Below are 22,410 nucleotides of genomic sequence, written 5' to 3' on the forward strand. Positions count from 1 at the left end.
CGGGCCCGGTCGCTGTCCGTGACCAGAAAGCTAGGAGTTCAGCCTATCGAGTCCCTATCCGACGACTGAACCCGCGCGCCTGCGCACGGCCGTGCACGTGACGCGCGTCCGCCGCGCGCGGTGCCGCGGCGGGGTGGGCGGCGGGACCGCCCGGGCAGCGAGCAGCGCCCCGAGCACGGCCACGACCGCGGCGAGCTCGTCGTCGGTCGGGTGGCCGGCGACGATCCTGATGTCCGGAGGCGGGGTCGGCGCGGCGCCCATCAGATCGGCGGGTTCCCGTGCTTGCGGCACGAGACGGGTGCCTGCTTCGTGCGCAGCACGGCCAGCGAGCGCGCGAGGACCGTGCGGGTCTCCCGCGGGTCGATCACGTCGTCGACCAGGCCGCGCTCCGCCGCGTAGTAGGGGTGCACGAGCTCGCTGCGGTACTCCGCGGTGCGGGCGGCCCGCGCCGCCGCGGGGTCGTCGGCGGCCAGGATCTCCCGGCGGAAGATCACGTTGGCCGCCCCCTCCGCCCCCATCACGGCGATCTCGTTCGTGGGCCAGGCGAACGACAGGTCACAGCCGATCGACCGCGAGTCCATCACGATGTACGCCCCGCCGTAGGCCTTGCGCAGGATCACCTGCACCCGCGGGACGGTCGCCGCGCAGTAGGCGTAGAGCAGCTTCGCGCCGTGCCGGATGATCCCGCCGTGCTCCTGGTCGCGGCCGGGCAGGAAGCCCGGCACGTCCACGAGCGTGACCAGCGGGATGTTGAACGCGTCGCAGGTCTGGACGAAGCGGGCCGCCTTCTCCGACGCCGGGATGTCCAGCACCCCGGCGAGCACCTTGGGCTGGTTGGCGACGATCCCGACGACGTGGCCGTCGATCCGCGCGAGCGCGCAGACGACGTTGGCGGCCCAGCTGTCGTGCAGCTCCAGGAACTCCCCGTCGTCGACGACCTCGGCGATGACGTCGCAGACGTCGTAGAGCTTCGCCGGGTCGGCCGGGACGAGCTCGAGCAGCCGGTCGCAGCTGCGTTCGACGTCGTCGGCGCACCCCGCGACGGGCGGCATCTCGTCGCTGTGCGCGGGCAGCATCGACACCAGGTAGCGGACGTCGGCCAGGCAGGTGACCTCGTCGTCGTAGACGAAGGTGGCCACGCCGGTCCCGCCGTGGACGTCGGCCCCGCCGAGCGCGTCGTGGCTGATCTGCTCGCCGGTGACGGCCTGCACGACGTCCGGGCCGGTGATGAACATCTGCGAGATGTCGCGGACCATGAACACGAAGTCGGTGAGCGCCGGGGAGTAGGCGGCGCCGCCCGCGCACGGGCCGAGCATCACGCTGATCTGCGGGATCGTGCCCGACGCGTGGACGTTGCGGCGGAAGATGCCGCCGTAGCCCGCGAGCGCGGTGACGCCCTCCTGGATGCGGGCCCCGGCGCCGTCGTTGAGGCTGATCAGCGGCGCGCCGGCGGCCTCGGCCAGGTCCATCACCTTGTGGATCTTCTGGGCGTGGGCCTCGCCGAGCGAGCCGCCGAAGATCCGGAAGTCGTGGGCGTAGGCGAACACGGCGCGACCGTCGATCGTGCCCCAGCCGGTGACGACGCCGTCGGTCGGCGGGCGCCGGTCCTCCATCCCGAACCCGGTCGCGCGGTGCCGGCGCATCGACTCCAGCTCCACGAACGAGCCCTCGTCGAACAGCAGGTCCAGCCGCTCGCGCACGGTGAGCTTGCGCCGCGCCCGCTGCGCGTCGGTGGCCCGCTCCCCCGGCCCGGCCAGCACCTCGGCCCGCCGCCGGGCCAGGTCCAGCACCCGGTCCTGCATCGTGGGCGGCAACGGTTGCAGTAGAGCCGGTCGATCCTCGGTCGCCGTCATTCCAGCCACTTCCCCTCGGTCCGGGACACGTATCGATCCGGGCGAAGGTAACGACCGCCGACGGGCCTCCCCGCGCAATTCTGAGCAGCCGTGCGAGTTCTCCCGGAACGCTCAGATGTGAGCAGCGACGGCGTCGGCGACTGCGTACCAAGAAGCTCTCATCCACGTTTCCAGCAGAGGAGAACGTTCATGTACGACGCCATCGTCGTGGGGGCGCGCTGCGCCGGATCGCCGCTCGCCATGCTTCTCGCCCAGCAGGGTCACCGCGTCCTCGTCGTCGACCGGGCGTCGTTCCCGAGCGACACCGTCTCGTCGCACTACATGCACCAGGCCGGGGTGGTGCGGCTGCGGAACTGGGGCCTGCTCGACGAGCTGGTCGCGGTCGGCACCCCCGGCGCGACCCGCATGAGCTACTCGCACCGCGGGGTCGCGTTCAGCGGTTTCGCCGACCCGATCGACGGCATCGACACGGTGTACTGCCCGCGCCGGATCGTGCTCGACGAGATCCTCGTCAACGCCGCACGGCGGGCGGGTGCCGAGGTGCTGGAGTCGTTCACGGTGTCCGACCTGATCTGGGCGGACGGCGCGGTCGCCGGCGTCCGCGGGCGCGTCGGCGACGGGCCGGAGACCGAGTTCCGCGCGCCGATCGTGATCGGCGCGGACGGCGCCCACTCGACGGTGGCCAAGCGCGTCGAGGCGCCGCTCTACAACGTGCGCCCCGCCGCGGGCGCCGCCTACTACTCCTACTTCGAGGGCGTCGACAGCGCCGGCCTGCAGCACCACACCGGGACCGGCGAGCGCTGGGTGGGCAGCTGGCCGACCAACGGCGGGACGCTGGTCGGCGTCATGGCGACGAAGGCGCAGATCAAGGAGTTCCGCCAGGACGTCCCCGGCAACTTCCAGTCGACCGTCGACGCGATCCTGCCCGCGGTCGGCGAGCAGCTCCGCGACGCCACCCGCACCGACCCGTTCATCGCGATGCGCTACCCCGACAACTTCTACCGGCAGGCGTTCGGACCGGGCTGGGCCCTGGTCGGTGACGCCGGGTACCACAAGGACCCGCTCACCGGCTGGGGCATGAGCGACTCCTTCATCCACGCCGAGCAGCTCGCCGCGCGCGTGCACGAGGGCCTGGCCGGGCTGCGCCCGATGGACGAGGCGCTGGCCGAGTTCGCCAAGACCCGCGACGAGGAGACCGCGGTGATGTACGACTACACGACCACGGTCGCCGAGCTGGGCGAGCTCCCGCCGTTCTTCCAGGCGGTCCTCGAGGCCGTCGCCGCGACCGACACGTGGACCACCACGATGCTCGGCTGGATCGCCGGCGGTGTCGACGACGACGCGATCTTCTCCGCCGAGGGGCTCCAGGCCCTCTACGACGACGCCGGCCTCCCCGAGGACCGCCGCGTCTACGACCCCACGGCCTGAGCCCCTCCCCTTCTTCCCCACCGTTCTAGGAGAACGCGATGTCCAGCCCGTCCAGCATGTTCGACCGCATCGGCGACCAGGATCCGGAACGGCCCTACTTCGAGACGGGCGGAACCGGACGGTCGCACGAGTTCTACACCGGTGAGGAGCAGCACCGCCGGGAGATGGAACGCATCTACGGGCGCCGCTGGCTGCCCGTGGACCACGTTTCCCGATTGGCCGAGAAGGGGTCGTACACGACGCTGGACATCGGCACCGGCTCCATTCTCCTGCTGCACGGAGACGAGGGGATCCGCGGTTACCACAACTACTGCCGGCACCGCGGGTACAAGCTGGTCGAGGAGCCGCAGGGCAAGCGGCAGAGCTTCGTCTGCCTCTACCACTGCTGGGTGTACGACCGGAACGGCGCGCTCAAGAGCAACAACGGCACGTACTTCGACCACTTCTTCGACCGGGAGAAGAACGGGCTGATCACGGTCCGGACCGAGATCCGGTTCGGGATCGTCTTCGTCGCCTTCTCCGCCGACGCCCCCGACCTCGACGAGTCCCTCGGCGAGTTCGGGGCGTTCGCGGAGGCCTACGAGCTGGCCGACCTCGAGGTCGTCCAGTGGAAGGACTACCCGGTCGCGTCGAACTGGAAGCTGGTGGCGCACAACGTCAACGAGAGCCTGCACTTCCCGACCGCGCACAAGGACCTGCACCGCGTCACCGACTTCGACGACGCGGGCACCTACGAGCTGACCGGCGACATCGTCGGGGCCTGGCAGGTGATCCGGGACAAGTACAACTCGGTGTCGATGACCGGGACCAGCGCCCGGTCGCCGATCCCGAGCGTGCCCGAGGGCGACATCCAGAAGATCAACTGGATCACGATCCTGCCGAACCTGCTGTTCGGGTTCACCGCCGACTACGTGATGGCGCAGTGGGTGTGGCCCGAGGGGCCGGGCACCTGCACCGTGCGGCACTTCTGGCTGTTCCACCCGTCGGAGACGGCGAAGGAGGACTTCTCCCACGAGGCCGTGTTCGCGCTGTGGGACAAGGCCAACTACGAGGACTGGGAGCTGTGCGAGCGCACGCACCGGGGCCTGTCGAACCCGATGTGGTCGCCGGGCCAGCTCTCGCTCGACGAGGAGGTCGTCGCGCAGATCGACGCCTGGGTGGCGCGCGAGACCGCCGCCGAGCCGAAGGTGGAGGGCCGGCCGTGAGCGCGAGCTGCTACCTCATCGGCGGGACCCGGGTGCTGACGCAGTGCGGCGCCCGGCTGCTCGCCGCGGGCGCCGAGGTGCGCGGGGTGTTCACCGACGACCCCGCCGCGACCGCCTGGGCCGCCGAGCACGACATCGCCGTGCTCGACCCGCGCGGCGACCTCGTCGCCGCCCTGTCCGGCGACCCGTTCGACCTGCTGTTCAGCATGGTCAACTTCCGCATCCTCACCCCGGAGGTACTCGCGCTCCCGCGGCTGGCCGCGGTCAACTTCCACGACGGCCCGCTGCCGCGCTACTCCGGCAGCCACGTGCCGGCGTGGGCGATCTTCGAGGGCGAGCGGCGCCACGCCGCGACCTGGCACGTGATGGCCGCGGCCGTCGACGCCGGGGCGGTGCTCGCCGAGCGCTGGTTCCCGATCCGGCCGCACTCCACCGGGCTGTCGCTGACCTACGAGACCGCCGAGGCCGGCATCGCCCTGTTCGGCGAGCTCGCCGACCGGTTCGCCGCGGGCGAGCTCCCCGACCCGGTCGACACCTCCGACCGCGAGCGGCGCTTCTACCTGCAGTCCGCCCGGATGGCGGGCGGTGGGCTGGTGCACGCCGGCTGCACGGCCGCGGAGGCCGAGCGCACCGCCAAGGCGATGGACTTCGGCTCGTTCCCCAACCCGCTGGGCCTGCCCGCGCTCGTCACGCCGCAGGGCGCGGTGTTCGCGCGGCAGATGCGCATCGTCGGGCGCTCGGGCGGGCGGCCGGACACGGTCGTCGCGTCCGTGGCCGGGTCGTCGATCACGGTGTCGGCCCCGGACGACGACCTCGTCGTGGGCGAGTTCCTGGCCGTCGACGGCAGCGCGCTGTCCGGCCGGGCCGCCGCGCAGCGCCTCGGGCTGACGGCGGGGGCGCGCTTCCCCGCGGCGTCGCCGGAGCAGCTCGCCGCGATCACCGACGCGGTCGCCCCGCTGCGCCGCCACGAGCCGTGGTGGCGCCGCCGGCTGGCCGACGTCGTCCCGCTGCCGGTGCCCGCCGACGACTTCTCGGCGGCCGACTCGCACTACGCCCGCGTCGAGCTGGCGTACCGCCCGGCGTCGCCGGAGGAGAGCCGCACGGTCGTGCAGGCGTTCCTCGCGGTCGTCGCGCGGCGGACCGGGGCGCACGCGTTCGACGTCGCCTGGTCGACCTCGGAGATGCTCGCGCGGCACGGCGCCGCGCACGGGCTCGCCTCCTCCCGGGTGCCGGTGCGCTTCGACGCGGGCGACCCGCGCGCGCTCACCGACGCCGTGGAGCAGGCGACGTCGCGGCTCGGCTTCGCCGCCGACCTGGAGATCCGCAGCGGCCTGGCCCCGCGCCCGCTGGGCACCGACGGCCCCACGTTCACCCGCGCCGCGGTGCTGGAGCGCGCGCCCGGTGAGGAGGCGTCGATCGACCCCGACACCGAGGTCACGCTCGTCTGCGCGGCGGGCGAGGCCCCCCTGGTGTGCGTCCGGGCGACCTGGCTGGACGAGGCCGGGGCGCTGGAGCTCGCCGACGAGGTCGAGGAGGCGGCCCTGCGGGCCCTGCTGCACGGCGACGGGATCGCCGTCGCCGGGATCCCGGCGCAGGACCCGACGCCCGTGCCGCCGACGACCACCACCGTGCTGGAGCAGTTCGCGGCCGCCGCGGCCCGGCGACCGGCGGCGCCGGCCGTCCGGTGCGGCGACCGGACCCTGAGCTACGCCGAGCTGGACGCGTGGGCCGACGCCGTCGCCGCGCACCTCTACGACACCGGCGTCGGTGCCGGGTCGGTCGTCGGGATCATGACCGACCGCGGCCCCGAGCTGCTGCCCGCGATGCTGGGGGTGCTGCGCACCGGCGCCGCGTTCCTGCCGCTGGACCCGACCTACCCGCGCGAGCGCCTCGCCCGCTACGTCGAGGTCGCGCGCGCCGAGCTGGTCCTCACCGACGCCCGCACGCTGGAGCTGGGCCGCGCGCTCGGCCCGGCGTCCGTGGTGCCCCGCAACGACGGGTCGGCGATGGCGAGCCCGCCCGCGCCGACCGCCGACGACCTGGCGTACGTGCTGTTCACCAGCGGCTCGACCGGCGAGCCCAAGGGCGTCGAGATCGAGCACGGCGCGCTGGGCAACTTCCTCGGCGGCATCGGCCCGGTGCTCGGCGTGTCGGCGGGTGACCGCGTGCTCGCCCACACCACGTCCGCCTTCGACATCTCGCTGCTCGAGCTGCTGCTGCCGTTGACCGTCGGCGGCTGCGTGGTGCTCGCCTCGCGGGAGGTGGCGCGCGACCCGCAGCGGCTGGCCGAGCTCACCGCCGGCACCGACTACGCCCAGGCCACGCCGAGCATGTGGCGGCTGCTGCTGGAGACCGGCTGGACGCCGCACCCCGGGCTGACCGTGCTGTCCGGCGGGGAGGCCCTGCCGCCGCAGGTGGCGGAGCGCCTGGTCGGTCCGGCCGCCGCGCTGTGGAACCTCTACGGGCCCACCGAGGCCACGATCTGGGTGTCCTGCCACCGGGTGCGCGAGGTCGGCGGCTTCCTGCCGCTCGGCGAGCCGCTGCCCGGGCTCGCCCTGCACGTGCTCGACGAGGAGCTGCGGCCGGTCGCGCCGGGCGGCACCGGTGACCTGTTCGTCTCCGGCGTCGGGCTCGCCCGCGGGTACGCCCACCGGCCCGCGCGCACCGCCGAGGTGTTCGGCCTGCACCCGCGCACCGGGGTCCGCCAGTACCGCACCGGCGACCAGGTACGCCTGCACACCGACGGCGCGCTGGAATGGCTCGGCCGCGCGGACGCGCAGGTGAAGGTGCGCGGCAACCGCATCGAGCCCGCCGAGATCGAGCGGGCGCTGGAGGGGCGGCCCGACGTGACCGCCGCCGTCGTCGTCGCGGTGGCGTTCGAGGGGCGCGGCGAACCGCAGCTCACCGCGTACGTCGTGGCGGACGGGACGCCGGCGAAGGCCGACCTCGACGCCACCGTGCGGCTCACCCTGCCCGACTACATGGTGCCGACGGTCTACGTGCCGATCGACGCCCTGCCGCTGACCGGCAACGGCAAGACCGACCGGGCCCGGCTGCCGGTCCCGACGCGGGACACGATCCTGCGGACCGGGGCGGCGGCCGTGCCCCCGGCGCCCGTCCCGGCCGCGCCCGCGGCACCCGTTCCGGCCGCGCCCGCGGCGCCCCGCGCGGCCGTCGCCGGGCCGTCCGCGACCGCCGGGCCGCCGGCCGAGCGCCCCGGCGCCGCGCTGGCGCGGATCCTGGGAGAGGTGCTCGGCGTCGACCCGCTGGGCGACCAGGACAACTTCTTCGACCTGGGCGGCGACTCGGCCAACGTCACGATCGCGGCCACCGCGCTCGGGCGGGAGCTGGGCGTCGAGGTCAGCCCGACGGCGATCTTCGCCACCGGGACGCCCGCGAAGCTGGTGGGCCTGCTGGGGCTCGACGCCGAGCCGGCGGCGGACCCGTCCCCCACCGTCCCCGAGCCGGCCCCCGTCACCGAGCCGGCCCCCGTCTCCGGGCCCGCCCCCGTCCCCGCGGACCCCGGCGGCGACGCCGTCGCGATCATCGGGATGGCGTGCCGGTTCCCCGGCGCCGCCACGCCGGACGAGTTCTGGGCCAACCTGGCCGCCGGCCGCACCCACGTCGGCGACGCGCCGGCGGGGCACCGCGGCTGGGGCGACCTGTGGACCGAGGGCGACGAGGTGCCCTCGGGCTGGGTCGACGGCGTCGAGCTGTTCGACGCGGCCCGGTTCGGCATGTCCGAGCGCGAGGCCCGCCGCCTCGACCCGCTGCAGCGGATGCTGCTGGAGGTCACCGACGAGGCGCTGGAGTCCTGCGGCCACGACAGCAGCACGCTCGGCGCCAACACCGGCGTGTTCGTCGGCACCATCGCCAGCGACTTCCCGGAGATCGTCGCCGCGAGCATCGGCCACGCCGACCCGCACACCGCGACCGGCACCGCGATCTCCATGCTGGCCAACCGCCTCTCCCACACCTTCGACTGGACCGGCCCCAGCTCGACGGTCGACACGGCGTGCTCGTCGTCGCTGGTCGCGCTGCACCAAGCCGCGCTGCAGCTGCGGGCGGGCGAGATCGACGCGGCCGTCGTCGGCGCGGCGAACCTGATCCTCACGCCGTCGAAGACGCGGTCGTTCCAGCGCAACGGGATGCTGTCCCCGCGCGGGGTCTGCCGCGCCTTCGACGACGGCGCCGACGGCTACGTGCGCGGCGAGGGTGCGGGCGCGATCGTGCTCAAGCGCCTCGCCGACGCCGAGCGCGACGGCGACCCGGTGCTCGCGGTCGTCCGCGGCGTCGCCGTCAACCACACCGGTGCGAGCTCCGGGTTCCTCACGGCGCCGAGCGCGACCGCGCAGACCGCGGTGATCCGCCGGGCGCTGGCCGCGGCGGGCGTGCCCGACGGCGGGCTCGGCTACGTCGAGGCGCACGGCACCGGCACCCAGCTCGGCGACCTCATCGAGCTGGAGGCGCTGCAGGCCGTGCTCGCCGGGTCGGCGCAGGCGTCGGTGGCGATCGGGTCGGTCAAGACCAACGTCGGGCACCTGGAACCCGCGGCCGGGATGGCCGGTCTGATCAAGACCGTGCTGGCGCTGCAGGCGGGGTCCGTGCCGCCGTCGGTGAACCTGGAGGTGCCGAACTCGCGCTTCCGGTTCGAGGAGTCGGCGCTGTTCGTGCCGGACCGGACCGTGCCGTGGGCCGGTCCGCGGGTCGCGGGCGTGAGCAGCTTCGGGTTCGGCGGCGTCAACGGGCACGTGGTGCTCGCGGGCGCGCCGGGCGCGCCCGACGACGTCGCCGGGCCGGGGCTGCTGACGCTGTCGGCCGGCTCGGCGGAGTCGCTGCACGTGCTCGTCGAGCGGCTGGTCCGGCTGCTGCGCTCGCCGCACTGCCCCCCGCTGGCCCCGCTGTGCGCCGCGAGCAGGCGCCGGGCCCCCGGCGCGCACCGGTTCGCGTGCGTGGTGGAGAGCCTGGAGCAGCTCGAGGACAAGCTGATGCTGTTCCTCGCGGGCACGCGCACCAGCCGGTCGTCCTACGCGGGCACCGCGGCCCCCGGCTCCCGCCGGACCGTGCCGCTGCCGGTGACCGGCGACCGCGCCGCGCTCGACGTGCTGGCCCGGCGCTTCGCCGACGGCGAGGACCTGGCCCCCGACGGCGCCCGGGCCGGGGTCCGCTTCCCGACCGCGCCGCACGAGCCCACCCGGCTCTGGCTGGAGCCCCCCGCCCCCGCGGCGTGGACCGCGCCGGGTGAGTCCGACGGCGAGGGCGGTCTGGTCTGGAGCCGGCTCACCGAGGCCGACGAGCACGTCGTCCTCGGGGAGGCCACGCTGCCCGGCGCCGCCTACCCGGGCAAGGTCGCGGCGCTGCTGGGCCGCGCCGGGTTCGGGCTCAGGGACGTCACGTTCCGGGCGATCGTGCGGCCCCCGGCGCGGCTGACCGGCCGCGTCGACGGGACGTCGGTCGTGTTCCGCGACGGGTCCGGCGCCATGACGTGCGACGCCGAGCTCGGCGCCCCCGCCGGGCCCCGGCCCGAGCTGGTGCCGCCCGCGCTCGACGGGTTCACCGCCGTCGACCTCGACGCGGCCTACCGCTCCTTCGAGCGCGACGGCCTGCGCTACGGCCCCGGCTTCCGCTGCGTGCGGGAGCTGCACACCGCACCCGGGCAGGCCCTCGGGACGCTGGAGGGCGGCGCCGACACCGAGACCGTCGACGCCCGGCTGCTCGACGGCGCGTTCCAGGTCGGCCTGGCCGCCTGCGGCGCGGAGGGGCTCTACGTGCCCTTCGCCGTGGCGCAGCTGTCGGTGCTGGGTCCGCTCCCCCGACGCGCCCGGGTGTACGCCCGGCGCGAGGGCGGGGGCGGGGACCTGGTCACCGCCAGCCTGGTCGTGCTCGACGGCGACCGCCCGGTCGTGCAGGTGCACCGCATGACCTGGAAGCGGATCTCCGCCGCCCCCGGCACGGGGTCCCCGGCCGCGGCCGGTGGCCCGGGCACCGCCACCCCCGGTGGGGCGGACGGCACGCCCGCCCCACCGCCGGCCGCGACCCCCGCGGCCGCCGGTCCCGCCTCCGTGTCCGCCTCTGTGCCCGCCTCTGTGCCCGCCTCCGGGGCGGACGCCGCGTCCGGGCGACCGGCGCGGACGGGCCCGGATCTCGTCGAGGCCGTCACCCGCTGGGTGGCGGAGTCCCTGGAGGTCGACGCCGACGACCTCGAGCCCGACGTGCCGCTGCAGGAGCAGGGGCTCGACTCGATGCTCGCCGTCTCACTCGCCCAGGACCTCCGCGCCCGGCTCGGGGTGGAGATCCCGGTGACGCTGGTGCTGGAGGTCGGCACCGTCGAGGCGCTGGTGGAGGAGCTGCGCACGGAGTACGGCGTCACCGGGGTGCCGGGGGCGGCGGTGGCGGGAGCGGAGGTGCCGGAGCGCGAGCCGGCGTTGCCGGTCCGGTCCTCACCGGTCGCGGCCGAGCCGGCTCCCGCCGTCCAGCCCGCCGTCATCCAGCCGGGCGTCGACCAGCCCGCCGTCGACCGGCCCGCGCTCGACCGGCCGGCCGTCGTGGCGGAGGTCGGCACCGGGGCGCCGCCGGTGCCGGTGGGCACCGACCGCCACGACATCGCGATCGTCGGGATGGACGGGGTGTTCCCCGGCGCGGCCGACCCGGACGCGCTGTGGGACGTCCTGATGGGCGGGCGCGACTGCCTGCGGGAGGTCCCGGCCGAGCGCTGGAACCTCGACGAGTACTACTCCGACGAGGCGACGCCGGGCACGGTCTACCTGCGCCGGGCCGGGTTCGTCGACGACCTCACCGCCTTCGACGCCCCGTTCTTCCGCATCGCCCCCGCCGAGGCGAAGTGGATCGACCCCCAGCAGCGCCACCTCGTGCAGTCCGCATGGCGGGCGATGGAGGACGCGGGGCTCTCGGGTCGCACCGAGGGCCGGGCGGTGGGCGTCTACGTCGGCGCCAGCTACCAGCACTACCGCGACCAGGTCGTCGGCGACGTCGTGCAGACCGCGGCGGGCCTCGGCAACCACAACGCGATCCTCGCCAACCGGGTCAGCTACTTCCTCGACCTGCACGGCCCGAGCATGACGATCGACACGCTGTGCTCGTCGTCGCTGGTCGCGCTGCACACCGCCGTCCGCAGCCTGCGCGACGGCGAGTGCGAGGCGGCCGTCGTCGCCGGGGTGCACATGGCGATGTCGCCGCAGTACTTCCAGCTCGGCTCGCGGCTGCGGTCGTTCTCGCCGAGCGGGTCGTCGCGGGCGTTCGACAACGACGCCGACGGGTTCGTGCCCGGCGAGGGCGTCGTGACGGTCGTCCTCAAGCCGCTGGTCGACGCTCAGCGCGACGGCGACCGGGTGCACGCGGTCATCAAGGGCACCGCGGTCAACCACGGCGGCCGCACGAACGGGCTCACCGTGCCCGCCAGCACCGCCCAGCACGACGTGATCACCGCGGCCCTGCGCGACGCGGACGTCGACCCGGACACCATCGCGATGCTGGAGGCCCACGGGACCGGGACCCCGCTCGGCGATCCCATCGAGGTCGACGGCCTCACCCGCGCCTGGCGCCACCACACCGACCGCACCCAGTTCTGCGCGATCGGCTCGCTCAAGACCAACATCGGGCACCTGGAGCCCGCCGCCGGGCTGGCCGGCCTGACCAAGATCCTGCTCGCGCTGCGGCACGAGACGATCCCGCCGACGCTGCACGTCGACCGGCCCAACGACCACATCCGCTTCGAGGAGACCCCGTTCTACCCGGCGACCGGGCCGGTCCCGTGGCTGCGCGGCGGGGCCCCGCGGCGGGCCGCGCTGTCGGCGTTCGGGATGGGCGGCGTCAACGCGCACGTGGTCGTCGAGGAGGCGCCGGTCCGCGCCGCGGTCCCCGACCTCGAGGGCGGGAGCCACGTCCTGCGGCTCACCGCGCCGACCGAGGACGGCGTCCGCGCACTGGCCGGCCGCTGGTCCGGGCACGTCGCCCGGCACCCGGAGGCGTCGCTGGGCGACCTCTCCTACACCGGCAACACCGGCCGGTCGCCGCACCGCTTCCGGACCGCCGTCGCGGCCGGCACCCGCGAGGAGCTCGTCGCGGCGCTGGACGCCGTGGCGGGCGGGGCGACCCCGGTCGCCCGGCACAGCACCCGCCCCGCTCCCCCGGTGACGTTCCTGTTCACCGGCCAGGGCTCGCAGTACCCGGGGATGGGGCGGGCACTGTACGCGACCGAACCGGTCTTCCGGGACGCCGTCGACGAGTGCGCCGAGCACCTGCCCGGGCTGACCGACCTCCTCCACGGCGACCGCTCCGCCGAGCTGACCCGCACCGACCACGCGCAGGCCGGGATCGTCGCCACGCAGGTGGCGCTGGTACGGCTGCTCGCGGCGTGGGGGGTGCGCCCCGATCACGTCGTCGGGCACAGCGTCGGCGAGCTGACCGCCGCCTGGGCCGCGGGGGTGCTCACGCTGCCCGACCTGCTGCGGCTGGTCGCGCACCGCGGGGCGGCGATGAACGCGCAGCCGTCGACCGGCTCGATGGCGGTCGTCCACGCCGACGCCGACGCCACCGCGGCGGCCCTGGCCGGCTTCCCGGAGCTGGAGATCGCGGCGCACAACTCGCCGAGCAGCACGACGGTCAGCGGACCCGCCGGGGCGCTCGAGCGGTTCCGGGCGGCGTGCGCGCACCCCGTCACGCCGCTGACGGTCAGTCACGCGTTCCACTCGGCGGCGATGGCGGGGGCGGTGGAACCGTTCGCCGCGGCCGTCGCCGCCACGACGCTGCGGGCCCCGGTGATCCCGTTCGCGTCCACGCTCACCGGCGCGCTGCACACGCCGGACTCGGCCACCGACCCCCGGTCCTACGCCGAGGCGATCCGCCGGCCGGTGCTGTTCGCCCCCGCCGTCCGCGCGCTGGACGAGGTGGCGGGCGCGCCCCACGTCTGGTGGGAGATCGGCCCGCACCCCGTGCTGGCCCCGCTCACCGCGCAGGTGCTCGACGCGCCGACCTGCCGCACGACGCTGCACCGCACCGGCGGCGCCGCGCACCTGCACCAGAACCTCGTGGCCCACCACAACACCACGACGACGCGGATCGACCTGGCCGGCCACCACACCGGCAAGGGGCACCGCACGGTGACGGCACCGACGTTCCCGTTCGACGGCCGGCGGCTCTCGGCCCTCCCCGACACCGCACCCACCACCGACGACGAGGGCGGTCACCCGTTCTTCGCCCGTCTGTTCTCCCGAAGCGAGGAATCGTGACGAACCGGGTCGAGCACTACGAGCACACCTTCTCCGCCGACGAGGTGTTCCTCGCCCAGCACCGGTCGGGGGGCACCGGGATCCTGCCGGCGTCGGTCCAGCTGGAGCTGGCCGTCGTGGCGGTGGGCGGGCGGGCGTCGTTCGCGCCGGTCGAGCTGACCGACGTGGCCTTCGTCCGGCCGGTCGCGGTGCCGGACGGGGGGCGGGCGACCGTGGCCCTGTCCGTCGACGCCGGCCGGTTCGAGCTGGGCACCGGGGGCCGGGTCGTGTCCTCGGGCACCGGCCGGACCCTCGACGCCGGGGCCCCGGCGGCCCCGCCCGCGGTGTCCGGCACCTCGTTCCCGGTCGACCGCCTGTACGCGGAGTGGGCGGCGAACGGCCTGCACTACGGCCCGGCGTTCCACACCGTCACGGCCCTGACCGTCGCCGACGGGGCCGCGGAGGCCACCGTGGCGGGCGACGACGGGCACCGCTGGTTCGGCCACCCGCTGCTGCTCGACGCCGTGCTGCAGGTCGTGAGCGTCGCGCTGCAGGACCTCGCGACCGGCCACCCGCCGCGCCCGATGCTGCCGATCGGGATCGCCAGGGTCGCGATGCACGGCCCGTGCGCGGACGGGGTGACCGTCCGCGTCCGGCGCACCGCGGTGCAGGGCGCGTACTCCGTCGCCGACGCCGTGCTGCTCGACGCGGGCGGGCGGGTCGTCGCCGAGCTGACCGGCGTGCGGATGCGCTCGCTGCCCGGTGCGGCACGGACCTCGCCGCTGATCAGCCGCATCCGGTGGACGCCGGCCCCGTCCCCGGCGACGACGCCGTCCGGCACCTGGGTGGTGCTGCACGAGGGCCCGCTCGCCCCGGTCGCGCAGGCGCTGCGCGACGGCGGTGCGCACGTCGTCGAGGTGGGGAGGCGGTCCGACCACGCCGCGCTGTGGGACGAGATCACCTCCGACGGCGCGACGAGGCTCGCGGGTGTCGTGCACGGGTTCGGCGCGGGCCCGCAGCGCGCGGAGGCCGACGAGTTCGACGCCGGGCTGCACGACGTGCTCGCCGCGCTCGTCACCCTGGCGAAGCGGCAGCGCTCCGGCGCGCGGTTCGTCGTGGTGACCCGCGGCGGGCAGGCGGTCGTCGACGGCGACCGCCCGACGCCCGCGCGCGCCGCACTGTGGGGCCTGCTGCGCACGGCCGCGATCGAGTACCCGGGCCTGTCGCCGCGGATCGTCGACGTGGACGCGGTGTCGGTCGGGTCGCTGGCCGCCGAGCTGGGCGAGGGCCCGGTCGAGGTCGCCCTGCGCGACGGCGTCCGGTACGAGCCGGTGCGCGAGTTCGTCACCGAGCCCGCGCCCGGACCGCACCCGGTCCGCCGCGGCGGCCACTACCTGGTCCTCGGCGGGCACGGCGGTCTCGGCCTCGCCGTCGCCGAGCGGCTCGCGAGCGCGGGCGCCGGCTCCGTCGCGCTGGTCAGCCGCTCGGGCGGGCGCGACGTCGACCCGGCCGCGGTCGCCGCGATCACCGCGCACGGCTGCGCGGTCGACCACCGCGCCGTCGACGTCAACACCCCCGGCGGGCTGCGCGAGGTCGTCGCGTCGATCCGCGCGGAACGGGGCGCGCTGCACGGCGTCCTGCACGCCGCGGGTACGCTGCGCGACGGCCTGCTGCGCACCGCGACCCGCGAGGACGTCGCCGCGGTGCTCGCCCCGAAGGTCGACGGGGTGCGCGAGCTCGCCGCCGCCGTCGAGGGGCTGGAGCTGGACTTCGCCGTGCTGTTCGGCTCGGTGTCGGGCGCGTTCGGCAACCTCGGCCAGGGCGGGTACGCCGCCGCCAACGCCTACCTCGACGCGGTGGCGCACGCCGCGGGCGCGCCGTGGGTGAGCATCGACTGGGGCCTGTGGGGCGAGATCGGGATGGGCGTCGCGGTGGCCGAGCAGCTGCGCCGCCGCGGTGTCCGGCCGCTGGGCACCGTCGAGGCACTGGACGCGATGATCACGGTGCTGCGCCTGGGCGAGCGCCAGCTCGTCGTCGCCCACCCGGACGGGGAGCCCGGTGGGGAACCGGCCGCGCCCGCACCGGTCCCGGCGGCCCCGACCGTCGCGCCGGCGCCCGCCGCCCCGGACGGGGGCGTCCCGGGGCCCGCCGGGTCGGAGGAGGCCGTCCGCGCCGCGCTGACCGCGTTCCTGGCCGCCCGCCTGGGCGTCGAGCGGATCGACGGCGACGCCCCGCTCACCGACTTCGGCGTCGATTCGATCATGAGCGTGGAGCTGGCCGAGGAGCTGACGCGGCGGTGGGGCACGAGCCTGCCCGCCACCCTGTTCCTGGAGTACGCCGACGTCGACGAGCTGACCGAGGCGCTGGTCCGCCGCTACGGCGCCGCGCCCCCGTCACCCGTCACCGCGCCGGTCCCGGCCCCAACCGCGGTGCCCGCGGCTCCGGAGGCCGACCCGCGCCCGGCCTTCGCCGGGTCCGTCGCGATGGCCCTCGCCCCGGACGCGACGCCCGTCCCGGCGGCCCCGCCCGTCCCGGACGCCGGCGCCCCGGCGGACGGCCGCTCCGCCCCGGCCCGCGACGACCGCGCGGGCGCCGTCGCGGTCGTCGCCGTGTCCGGTGACCTGCCCGGCGCCGAGGACCTCGACGGCTTCTGGGCGATGCTCCGCGCGGGCGGGCACGCGTTCACCGACGTGCCGGCCGAGCGCTTCGACGTCGACGCCCACGTGCAGGAGCGGTCCGTCGACATGACGGGCACCTACTGCCGCAGCGGAGCGTTCGTCGACCAGGTCGACCGCCTCGACCCGTGCTTCTTCGGCCTGTCGGTCCGCGAGGTGCAGGACATGGACCCGCAGCAGAAGCTGCTGCTCGAGCACTCCTGGTCGGTGCTGCAGGAGGGCGGGATGGCCGGGCGGCGCGACGTCGGGGTCTGGGTCGGCGCCACCTACACCCACCACCGCGACGCCGCGGGCCTCGACACCGTCGGCCCGCACACCGCGCTCGGCTCGATGAACGCCGTGCTCGCCAACCGGATCTCCTACACCCTCGACCTGACCGGGCCGTCGCAGACGGTCGACACCCTGTGCTCGTCGTCGCTGGTCGCGCTGGCCCAGGCGATGACCGCGCTGCGGACGGGGCAGTGCGGGGCGGCGATCGTCGCGGCCTGCCACGTCGGCCTGACGCCCTGGTACTACCGCAGCCTGAGCCAGCTCGGCGCCCTGTCGGCGACCCGGCCCCGGCCCTTCGACGCCCGCGCCGACGGCTTCGTCCCCGGCGAGGGCGCCGTCGCGGTGCTGCTCAAGCCGCTGGCCGACGCCGAGCGCGACGGCGACCGGATCTGGGGCGTGCTGCGCGGGGCCGCGGTCAACCACGGCGGCCGCGGCAGCGCGCTGCCCGTGCCGCGCAGCGAGGCGCAGGTCGCGGTCGTGCGGGCCGCGCTCGCCGACGCGGGCCTGGCGCCCGCCGACGTCTCGCTGATCGAGACCCACGGCACCGCGACCCGGCTCGGCGACCCCATCGAGGTCGCCGCGCTCACCGAGGTCTTCGGCGGCGACCCGGCGCGCACCGAGCCGGTGCGGCTCGGGTCCGTCAAGGCGAACATCGGGCACCTGGAGCCGGCGAGCGGGCTGGCCGGGCTCATCAAGGTGCTGCTGTGCCTGGAGCACGGGGAGGTCCCGGGCCTGGCGGGGTACGCGGAGCCGAGCGCGCACGTCGACCTGTCCTCGGGCACCTTCACGGTGCCGACCGCCCCGGTCCCGTGGCGCTCCGACGGCCCGCGCCGGGCCGGGATCAGCGCCTTCGGCATGGGCGGCACCAACGCGCACGTCGTCGTCGAGGAGCACCTCGCGACGGGCCCCGGACCGTCGGAAGGGGCCGACGACGAGGGCGAGCACCTGCTGCTGCTCTCCGCGCACACCCCCGAGGCGCTGGCCCGCCGCGTCGCCGACGTCGCCGCGCTCGTCGGGGCCGGGACGGACGTGCGGGCGCTGTGCGCGTCGGCCGCGACCGGGCGCCAGCACCTCGCGCACCGCGTCGCCGTGCTGGGGGCGGACGCGGCGGAGCTGGCCGTGGGACTGCGGCACGCGGTCGCCGGTTCCGTCGTGCGCGGCGACCGGGTGGTCGCCGCCGACGGGCTCGCGGCCCGGTTCGTCGCCGGGGAGAAGGTGGTGGCGCCCGCCGGGTCCCGCTCCCCCGGCGGGCGCCTGACGCTGCCGCCGTACCCGTTCCGGGCGCCGGCCGTTCCCGACACGGAGTCCGCGCAGCGGACCGTGATCGGCGCGCACGTGGTGCTGGGGCAGGAGACCGTCCCGGCCGCGCTGCTCGTCGTGCTGGGGCTGGCGCAGGCGCCGGTGCTGGAGGACGTCGCGTTCACCGCCCGCGGCGCGGGCCAGGGGTCCGTGACGGCCGACCGGTCGGGACGGACCGTCACGTTCCGGCACCGCGACCGCGCGATCGGGCACCTCACGCTCGGCGGTCCCGCCCCCGCGGCCCCGCCGGCCGAGTCGGCCGACGCGCTGGCGCGGGCCTGCCCGCGCGAGCTCGACCCGGACGGCCTCTACGCCTGGTTCAGCACCCGGGACATGGAGTACGCCGCGCCGTTGCGCCCCGTCACCGCCGTCCGGTTCGGGCCCGACGCGGTGGTCGCGGGCCTGGTCCTGACCGGTGACCGCGTCACCCGCGCGGTCGCCGCGGTCGACGCCGCCCTGCAGGCGATGGCCGTGCTCACCCTCGCCGACCCGGCCGCGCCCGGCGCGACGCTGCTGCCGGTCGCGGCGGGGCGGGTCGTCGCGTTCGGCGACCCCGCCGACGCCGCACTCGTCCACCTGCGGGCCGACCCGCCCGCCGCCGACGGTGCCCGCCGCGGCCGGATGTCGCTGCTCGGATCCGACGGCCGTGTCCTGCTCACCCTCGACGGCGTGCGGTTCCGGCCGGTGCCCGCCGAGGTCGCGGCGGAGCCGACCGCCGCTCCGGCGGCGCCCGCCGGCCCGGCGTTCACGGAGGCGGCGCTGGTGGAGCTCGTCCGCGCGGTGCTGCGCGACCCGTCGGTCACCGCGACCGGATCGCTGGCCGCGGCGGGGCTCGACTCCATGCTCGCCACGCTGGTCGCGGCCGAGGTCAACCGGCTGCACGGGGCCGCGATCACCCCGATGGACGTGCTCGACGCCCGGGACTGCCGGGCTCTGCACCCGGTCGTCGTGGAGACCCTGCCGCAGCAGGCCCCGGCCGACGAGCGCGCGGTCGCCGAGGCGGCGCTCGTGCGGGCCGTCGAGGAGGCGGTGGCCCCGGCCCTGTCCGACGGGGGGCGCGACCGCGACATGGCCGTCATCGGCCTGTCGTGCGCGCTGCCCGGGGCGGCCGACGCCGACGGCCTGTGGTCGCTGCTGTGCGAGGGCGGCAGCGGTGTGGGCCCGGCGCCGGAGTTCCGCTGGGACGGCCGCGGCGGCCCGCCGCCGGTGGGCGGGTTCCTGCACGACATCGAGGAGTTCGACGCCCGCTTCTTCGACTTCTTCCCCAAGCAGGCCGAGGTGCTCGACCCGCAGGCGCGGTGGCTGCTGCGCACGGCGTGGGAGGCGCTGGAGTCGGCGGGGATCGCCCCGACCGCGGCGCCGCGGCGGACCGGCGTGTTCGTCGGCGCGAGCTACCAGCACTACCGCGAGTACAACGTCGAGCGCGAGCTCGACGCCCACAGCGGCCTGGGCAACCACAACGCGTTCCTGGCCAACCGGATCAGCTACTTCCTCGACCTGCGCGGCCCGAGCATGACCATCGACACGCTGTGCTCGTCGTCGCTGGTGGCGCTGCACACCGCGGTGCGCAGCCTGCGCGACGGGGAGTGCGACACGGCGATCGTGTCCGGGGTCCGGCTCGCGGTGTCGCCGCTGCACTACACCGCGATGCGCAACCTGCGGGCGCTGTCCCCGACCGGGGCGTCGCGGGCGTTCGACAACGACGCCGACGGGTTCGTGCCCGGCGAGGGCGTGATCACGCTGGTGCTCAAGCCGCTGCGCGCGGCGCAGGCCGACCACGACCGGATCCACGCGGTGATCAAGGGCACCGCGGTCAACCACGGCGGGCGCACCAACGGGCTGACCGTGCCCAACAGCACCGCCCAGCACGACGTGATCACCGACGCCCTGCGCGACGCCGACGTGCACCCCGACAGCATCTCCATGCTCGAGGCGCACGGCACCGGCACCCCGCTCGGCGACCCCATCGAGATCGACGGCCTCACCCGCGCCTGGCGCCGCCACACCGACCGCACGCAGTACTGCGCGATCGGGTCGGTGAAGACCAACATCGGGCACCTGGAGCCGGCCGCCGGGCTCGCGGGGCTGGCCAAGGTGCTGCTGGCCCTGCGCCACGACACCATCCCGCCGACCCTGCACGTCGACCGCCCCAACGACCACATCCGCTTCGAGGAGACCCCGTTCTACCCCGCCGCGGCGCCGGTCCCCTGGCGCCGCGACGGATCCCCGCGCCGGGCCGCGGTCTCCGCGTTCGGGATGGGCGGGGTCAACGCGCACGTCGTCGTCGAGGAGCCGCCCGCCCCCGCGCCGCGCCCTCCGGTGGCCGGCCACGACCACGTGCTGCGGGTCAGCGCGGCCACCGAGGAGGGGGTCCGCGCGCTGGCGCTGGCCTACGCGGTGCGCCTCGCCGGGTCCTCCGGCGACACCGAGACCGCCGACCTGGTGCACACCGCCAACGTGGGACGCGCGGTGCTGGAGTTCCAGACCGCGGTGCACGGGCGGTCCGCCGACGCGCTGGCCGCCGAGCTGCGGGCCGTCGCCGACGGGATCGTGCCGGTGGCCCGGGTCGACCGCGAGCGCGCCGCCGACCCGCACGCGAACGTGGTCGCGGCCGTCCGCAGCGGGTACGCGCACGTCGACTGGGCGGCGCTGTCGGCCCCCGGCGCCCGCACCACCGACCTGCCCACCCATCCCTTCGCCCGCGACCGGCACTGGAACCACGCGCCGCCCCACCCCGGCGGCCGCGACGTCCCCGCCCCCGCGCCGCCGGTCCCCGCGACCGCGCTGCGGGTCGTGTGGGAGCCGGGCGCCGCGCCGGACGCCACGCCGGTGGCCGGTGCGGTCCGGGTGCTCGCCCGGTCGGCGGGCGCGGCCGAGCGGGTGAGCGCCGCGCTCCTCGCCGCGGGCGTCCCCGTGGCCGCGGACGGGACGGGTGGGCTCGTCGCCGTCCCCGATCTCGACCGGCCGCACGACGCCGGCCCGTCGGCCGGGGAGTTCTGGACGCAGCTGCGCGACCTCGCCTCGGCGCTGCCGCCCGGTGCGGCCGTCGTGTGGGCCGAGCACCGCTCGGTCGCCGTCGACGACTCCGAGCGCGCCGGGCTCGACCCGGCGGCCGCGGCCCGCACGGCGGCCGTCCGCGCCGCCGGGGCCGAGGGGAAGCTGCGGGTGGCCACCCTCGACCTCGATCCCGCCGATCCCGCCGAGCTGCGGATCCGGCAGGTCGTGGCCGAGCTGCGCACCGCCGACGGCGCCACGGCCTACCGGCGCGGCACGCGGCTGCGCTCGCGGACCGTCCCCCTCCCGGCCGGGGCACCCGCGACGGTCGACGGCGACGGGTTCCACCTGGTCACCGGCGGCCTCGGGGCGGTCGGACGGGAGCTGGTGGCCCAGCTGGCCGCGTCGGGGGCGCGGGCGATCGGGATCGTGGGGCGCTCGGCCGGCGGTGAGCTGCCGTCCGGTCTCGCGGCCGAGCTGGCCTACCTGCCGGCCGACGTCACCGACCCCGCCGCGCTCGCCGCGGTCGTCGCGGAGTTCGGGCGGCGCTGGGGCCGGCTGCGCACGGTCGTGCACTGCTCGGGCGGGGTGAACCCGTTCGGCGCCGTGCGCCGCCGCGGGTTCGCCGACGCCGAGCGCGTGCTGGCGCCGAAGGTCGCCGGTTCGGAGAACGTCGTGCGGCTCGCCAGGGACCACGGCGCCGACGCCGTGGTTCTGGTGTCGTCGATCGCGGGCGCCCTGCCGGAGGCGGGACCGGGGGTCGTCGACTACGCGATGGCCAACGCCCACCAGCTCGCGCTCGCGCAGCGGGAGCACGGTCCGGCCACCGCGGTGACCGCGCACGCCTGGCCGAACTGGAGCGGCACCGGGATGGCGGCCGACGCCGGGTTCGCCGCCGGGCACTCCCTCACCCCGGACGCGGCGCGGGCCGCGTTCGCCGCGCACCTGCGCGCCGGTGGGGCGGTGATCCTCCCCGGCGGGGCGGCGCCCGACCCGGTCGTCGCCGCGCCGGCCGTTCCTGACGCAGCCGCCGTTCCTGACGCGGCCGCTCCTGACCCGGCCGTCGCCGCAGCGGTCGTCCCCGCCCCGGTCGTCCCCGCCCCGGTCGTCTCCGGAGCGGCGGGTGCCGGGCCCGACGCCGACACCGTCGCCCGCGGCGTCCGGCAGGCCTTCCTGGACGTGCTCGGCGAGGACCCCGGCGACGCCGAGATGGCCCGCCTCGGCCTGGACTCGGTGACCATCGCCGAGCTCACCGCGGCCGTCGAGCGCCGGGTCGGGCGCAGCACCGATCCGGCGGTGCTCATGCGCGCCCGCACCGTCGGCGACATCGTCGCCGCGCTCGCCGGACCGGCCGCCCCGGTCCCCGCGCCCCGCGCCGCCGAACCGGCGGCCGCGACGGCGTCGCTCAGCTCGCTGCTCATGACCCTCATCGACCCCACCACCGACGGGAGCCACTGAC

At 76.3% G+C, this 22,410-nt stretch carries 6 protein-coding genes; 4 read left to right on the forward strand and 2 right to left on the reverse strand.

Annotated features, from left to right (window positions below; translation table 11 throughout):
* Window positions 1–54: 54 nt before the first annotated feature.
* Both H6H00_RS27850 and H6H00_RS27855 read right to left on the reverse strand, forming a co-directional pair.
* On the reverse strand, window positions 55–261 hold the full coding sequence (locus tag H6H00_RS27850) for an acyl-CoA carboxylase subunit epsilon (protein ID WP_185718617.1): 207 nt from the start codon (window positions 259–261) through the stop codon (window positions 55–57).
* Window positions 261–1,853 carry an acyl-CoA carboxylase subunit beta gene (locus H6H00_RS27855; RefSeq protein ID WP_185718618.1) on the reverse strand — a complete coding sequence of 531 codons (1,593 nt, stop codon included), beginning with the start codon at window positions 1,851–1,853 and terminating at the stop codon, window positions 261–263. The genes H6H00_RS27850 and H6H00_RS27855 overlap by 1 nt, the downstream gene beginning before the upstream one ends.
* 189 nt (window positions 1,854–2,042) lie before the next feature.
* Here H6H00_RS27855 and H6H00_RS27860 point away from each other — a divergent pair, with 189 nt between their 5' ends.
* The 4 genes from H6H00_RS27860 to H6H00_RS27875 are packed head-to-tail and all read left to right on the forward strand — an operon-like array spanning window position 2,043 to window position 22,409.
* A complete protein-coding gene (locus H6H00_RS27860) occupies window positions 2,043–3,281 on the forward strand; it encodes an NAD(P)/FAD-dependent oxidoreductase (RefSeq protein WP_185718619.1) in 1,239 nt (412 codons plus the stop codon).
* A gap of 38 nt (window positions 3,282–3,319) precedes the next feature.
* On the forward strand, window positions 3,320–4,486 hold the full coding sequence (locus H6H00_RS27865) for an aromatic ring-hydroxylating oxygenase subunit alpha (protein WP_221775684.1): 1,167 nt from the start codon (window positions 3,320–3,322) through the stop codon (window positions 4,484–4,486).
* The gene (locus H6H00_RS27870; protein WP_185718620.1) at window positions 4,483–13,734 is read left to right on the forward strand and encodes a polyketide synthase; all 9,252 of its coding nucleotides are present in this window, start codon (window positions 4,483–4,485) and stop codon (window positions 13,732–13,734) included. Before H6H00_RS27865 ends, H6H00_RS27870 begins: the two co-directional genes overlap by 4 nt.
* Window positions 13,731–22,409, forward strand: a complete 8,679-nt coding sequence (locus H6H00_RS27875; protein ID WP_185718621.1) for an SDR family NAD(P)-dependent oxidoreductase — start codon at window positions 13,731–13,733, stop codon at window positions 22,407–22,409. Before H6H00_RS27870 ends, H6H00_RS27875 begins: the two co-directional genes overlap by 4 nt.
* The last annotated feature ends 1 nt before the right edge of the window (window position 22,410 follow it).

The sequence above is a fragment of the Pseudonocardia petroleophila genome (genome assembly GCF_014235185.1).
In the GTDB taxonomy this organism is placed as follows: Bacteria; Actinomycetota; Actinomycetes; order Mycobacteriales; family Pseudonocardiaceae; genus Pseudonocardia; species Pseudonocardia petroleophila.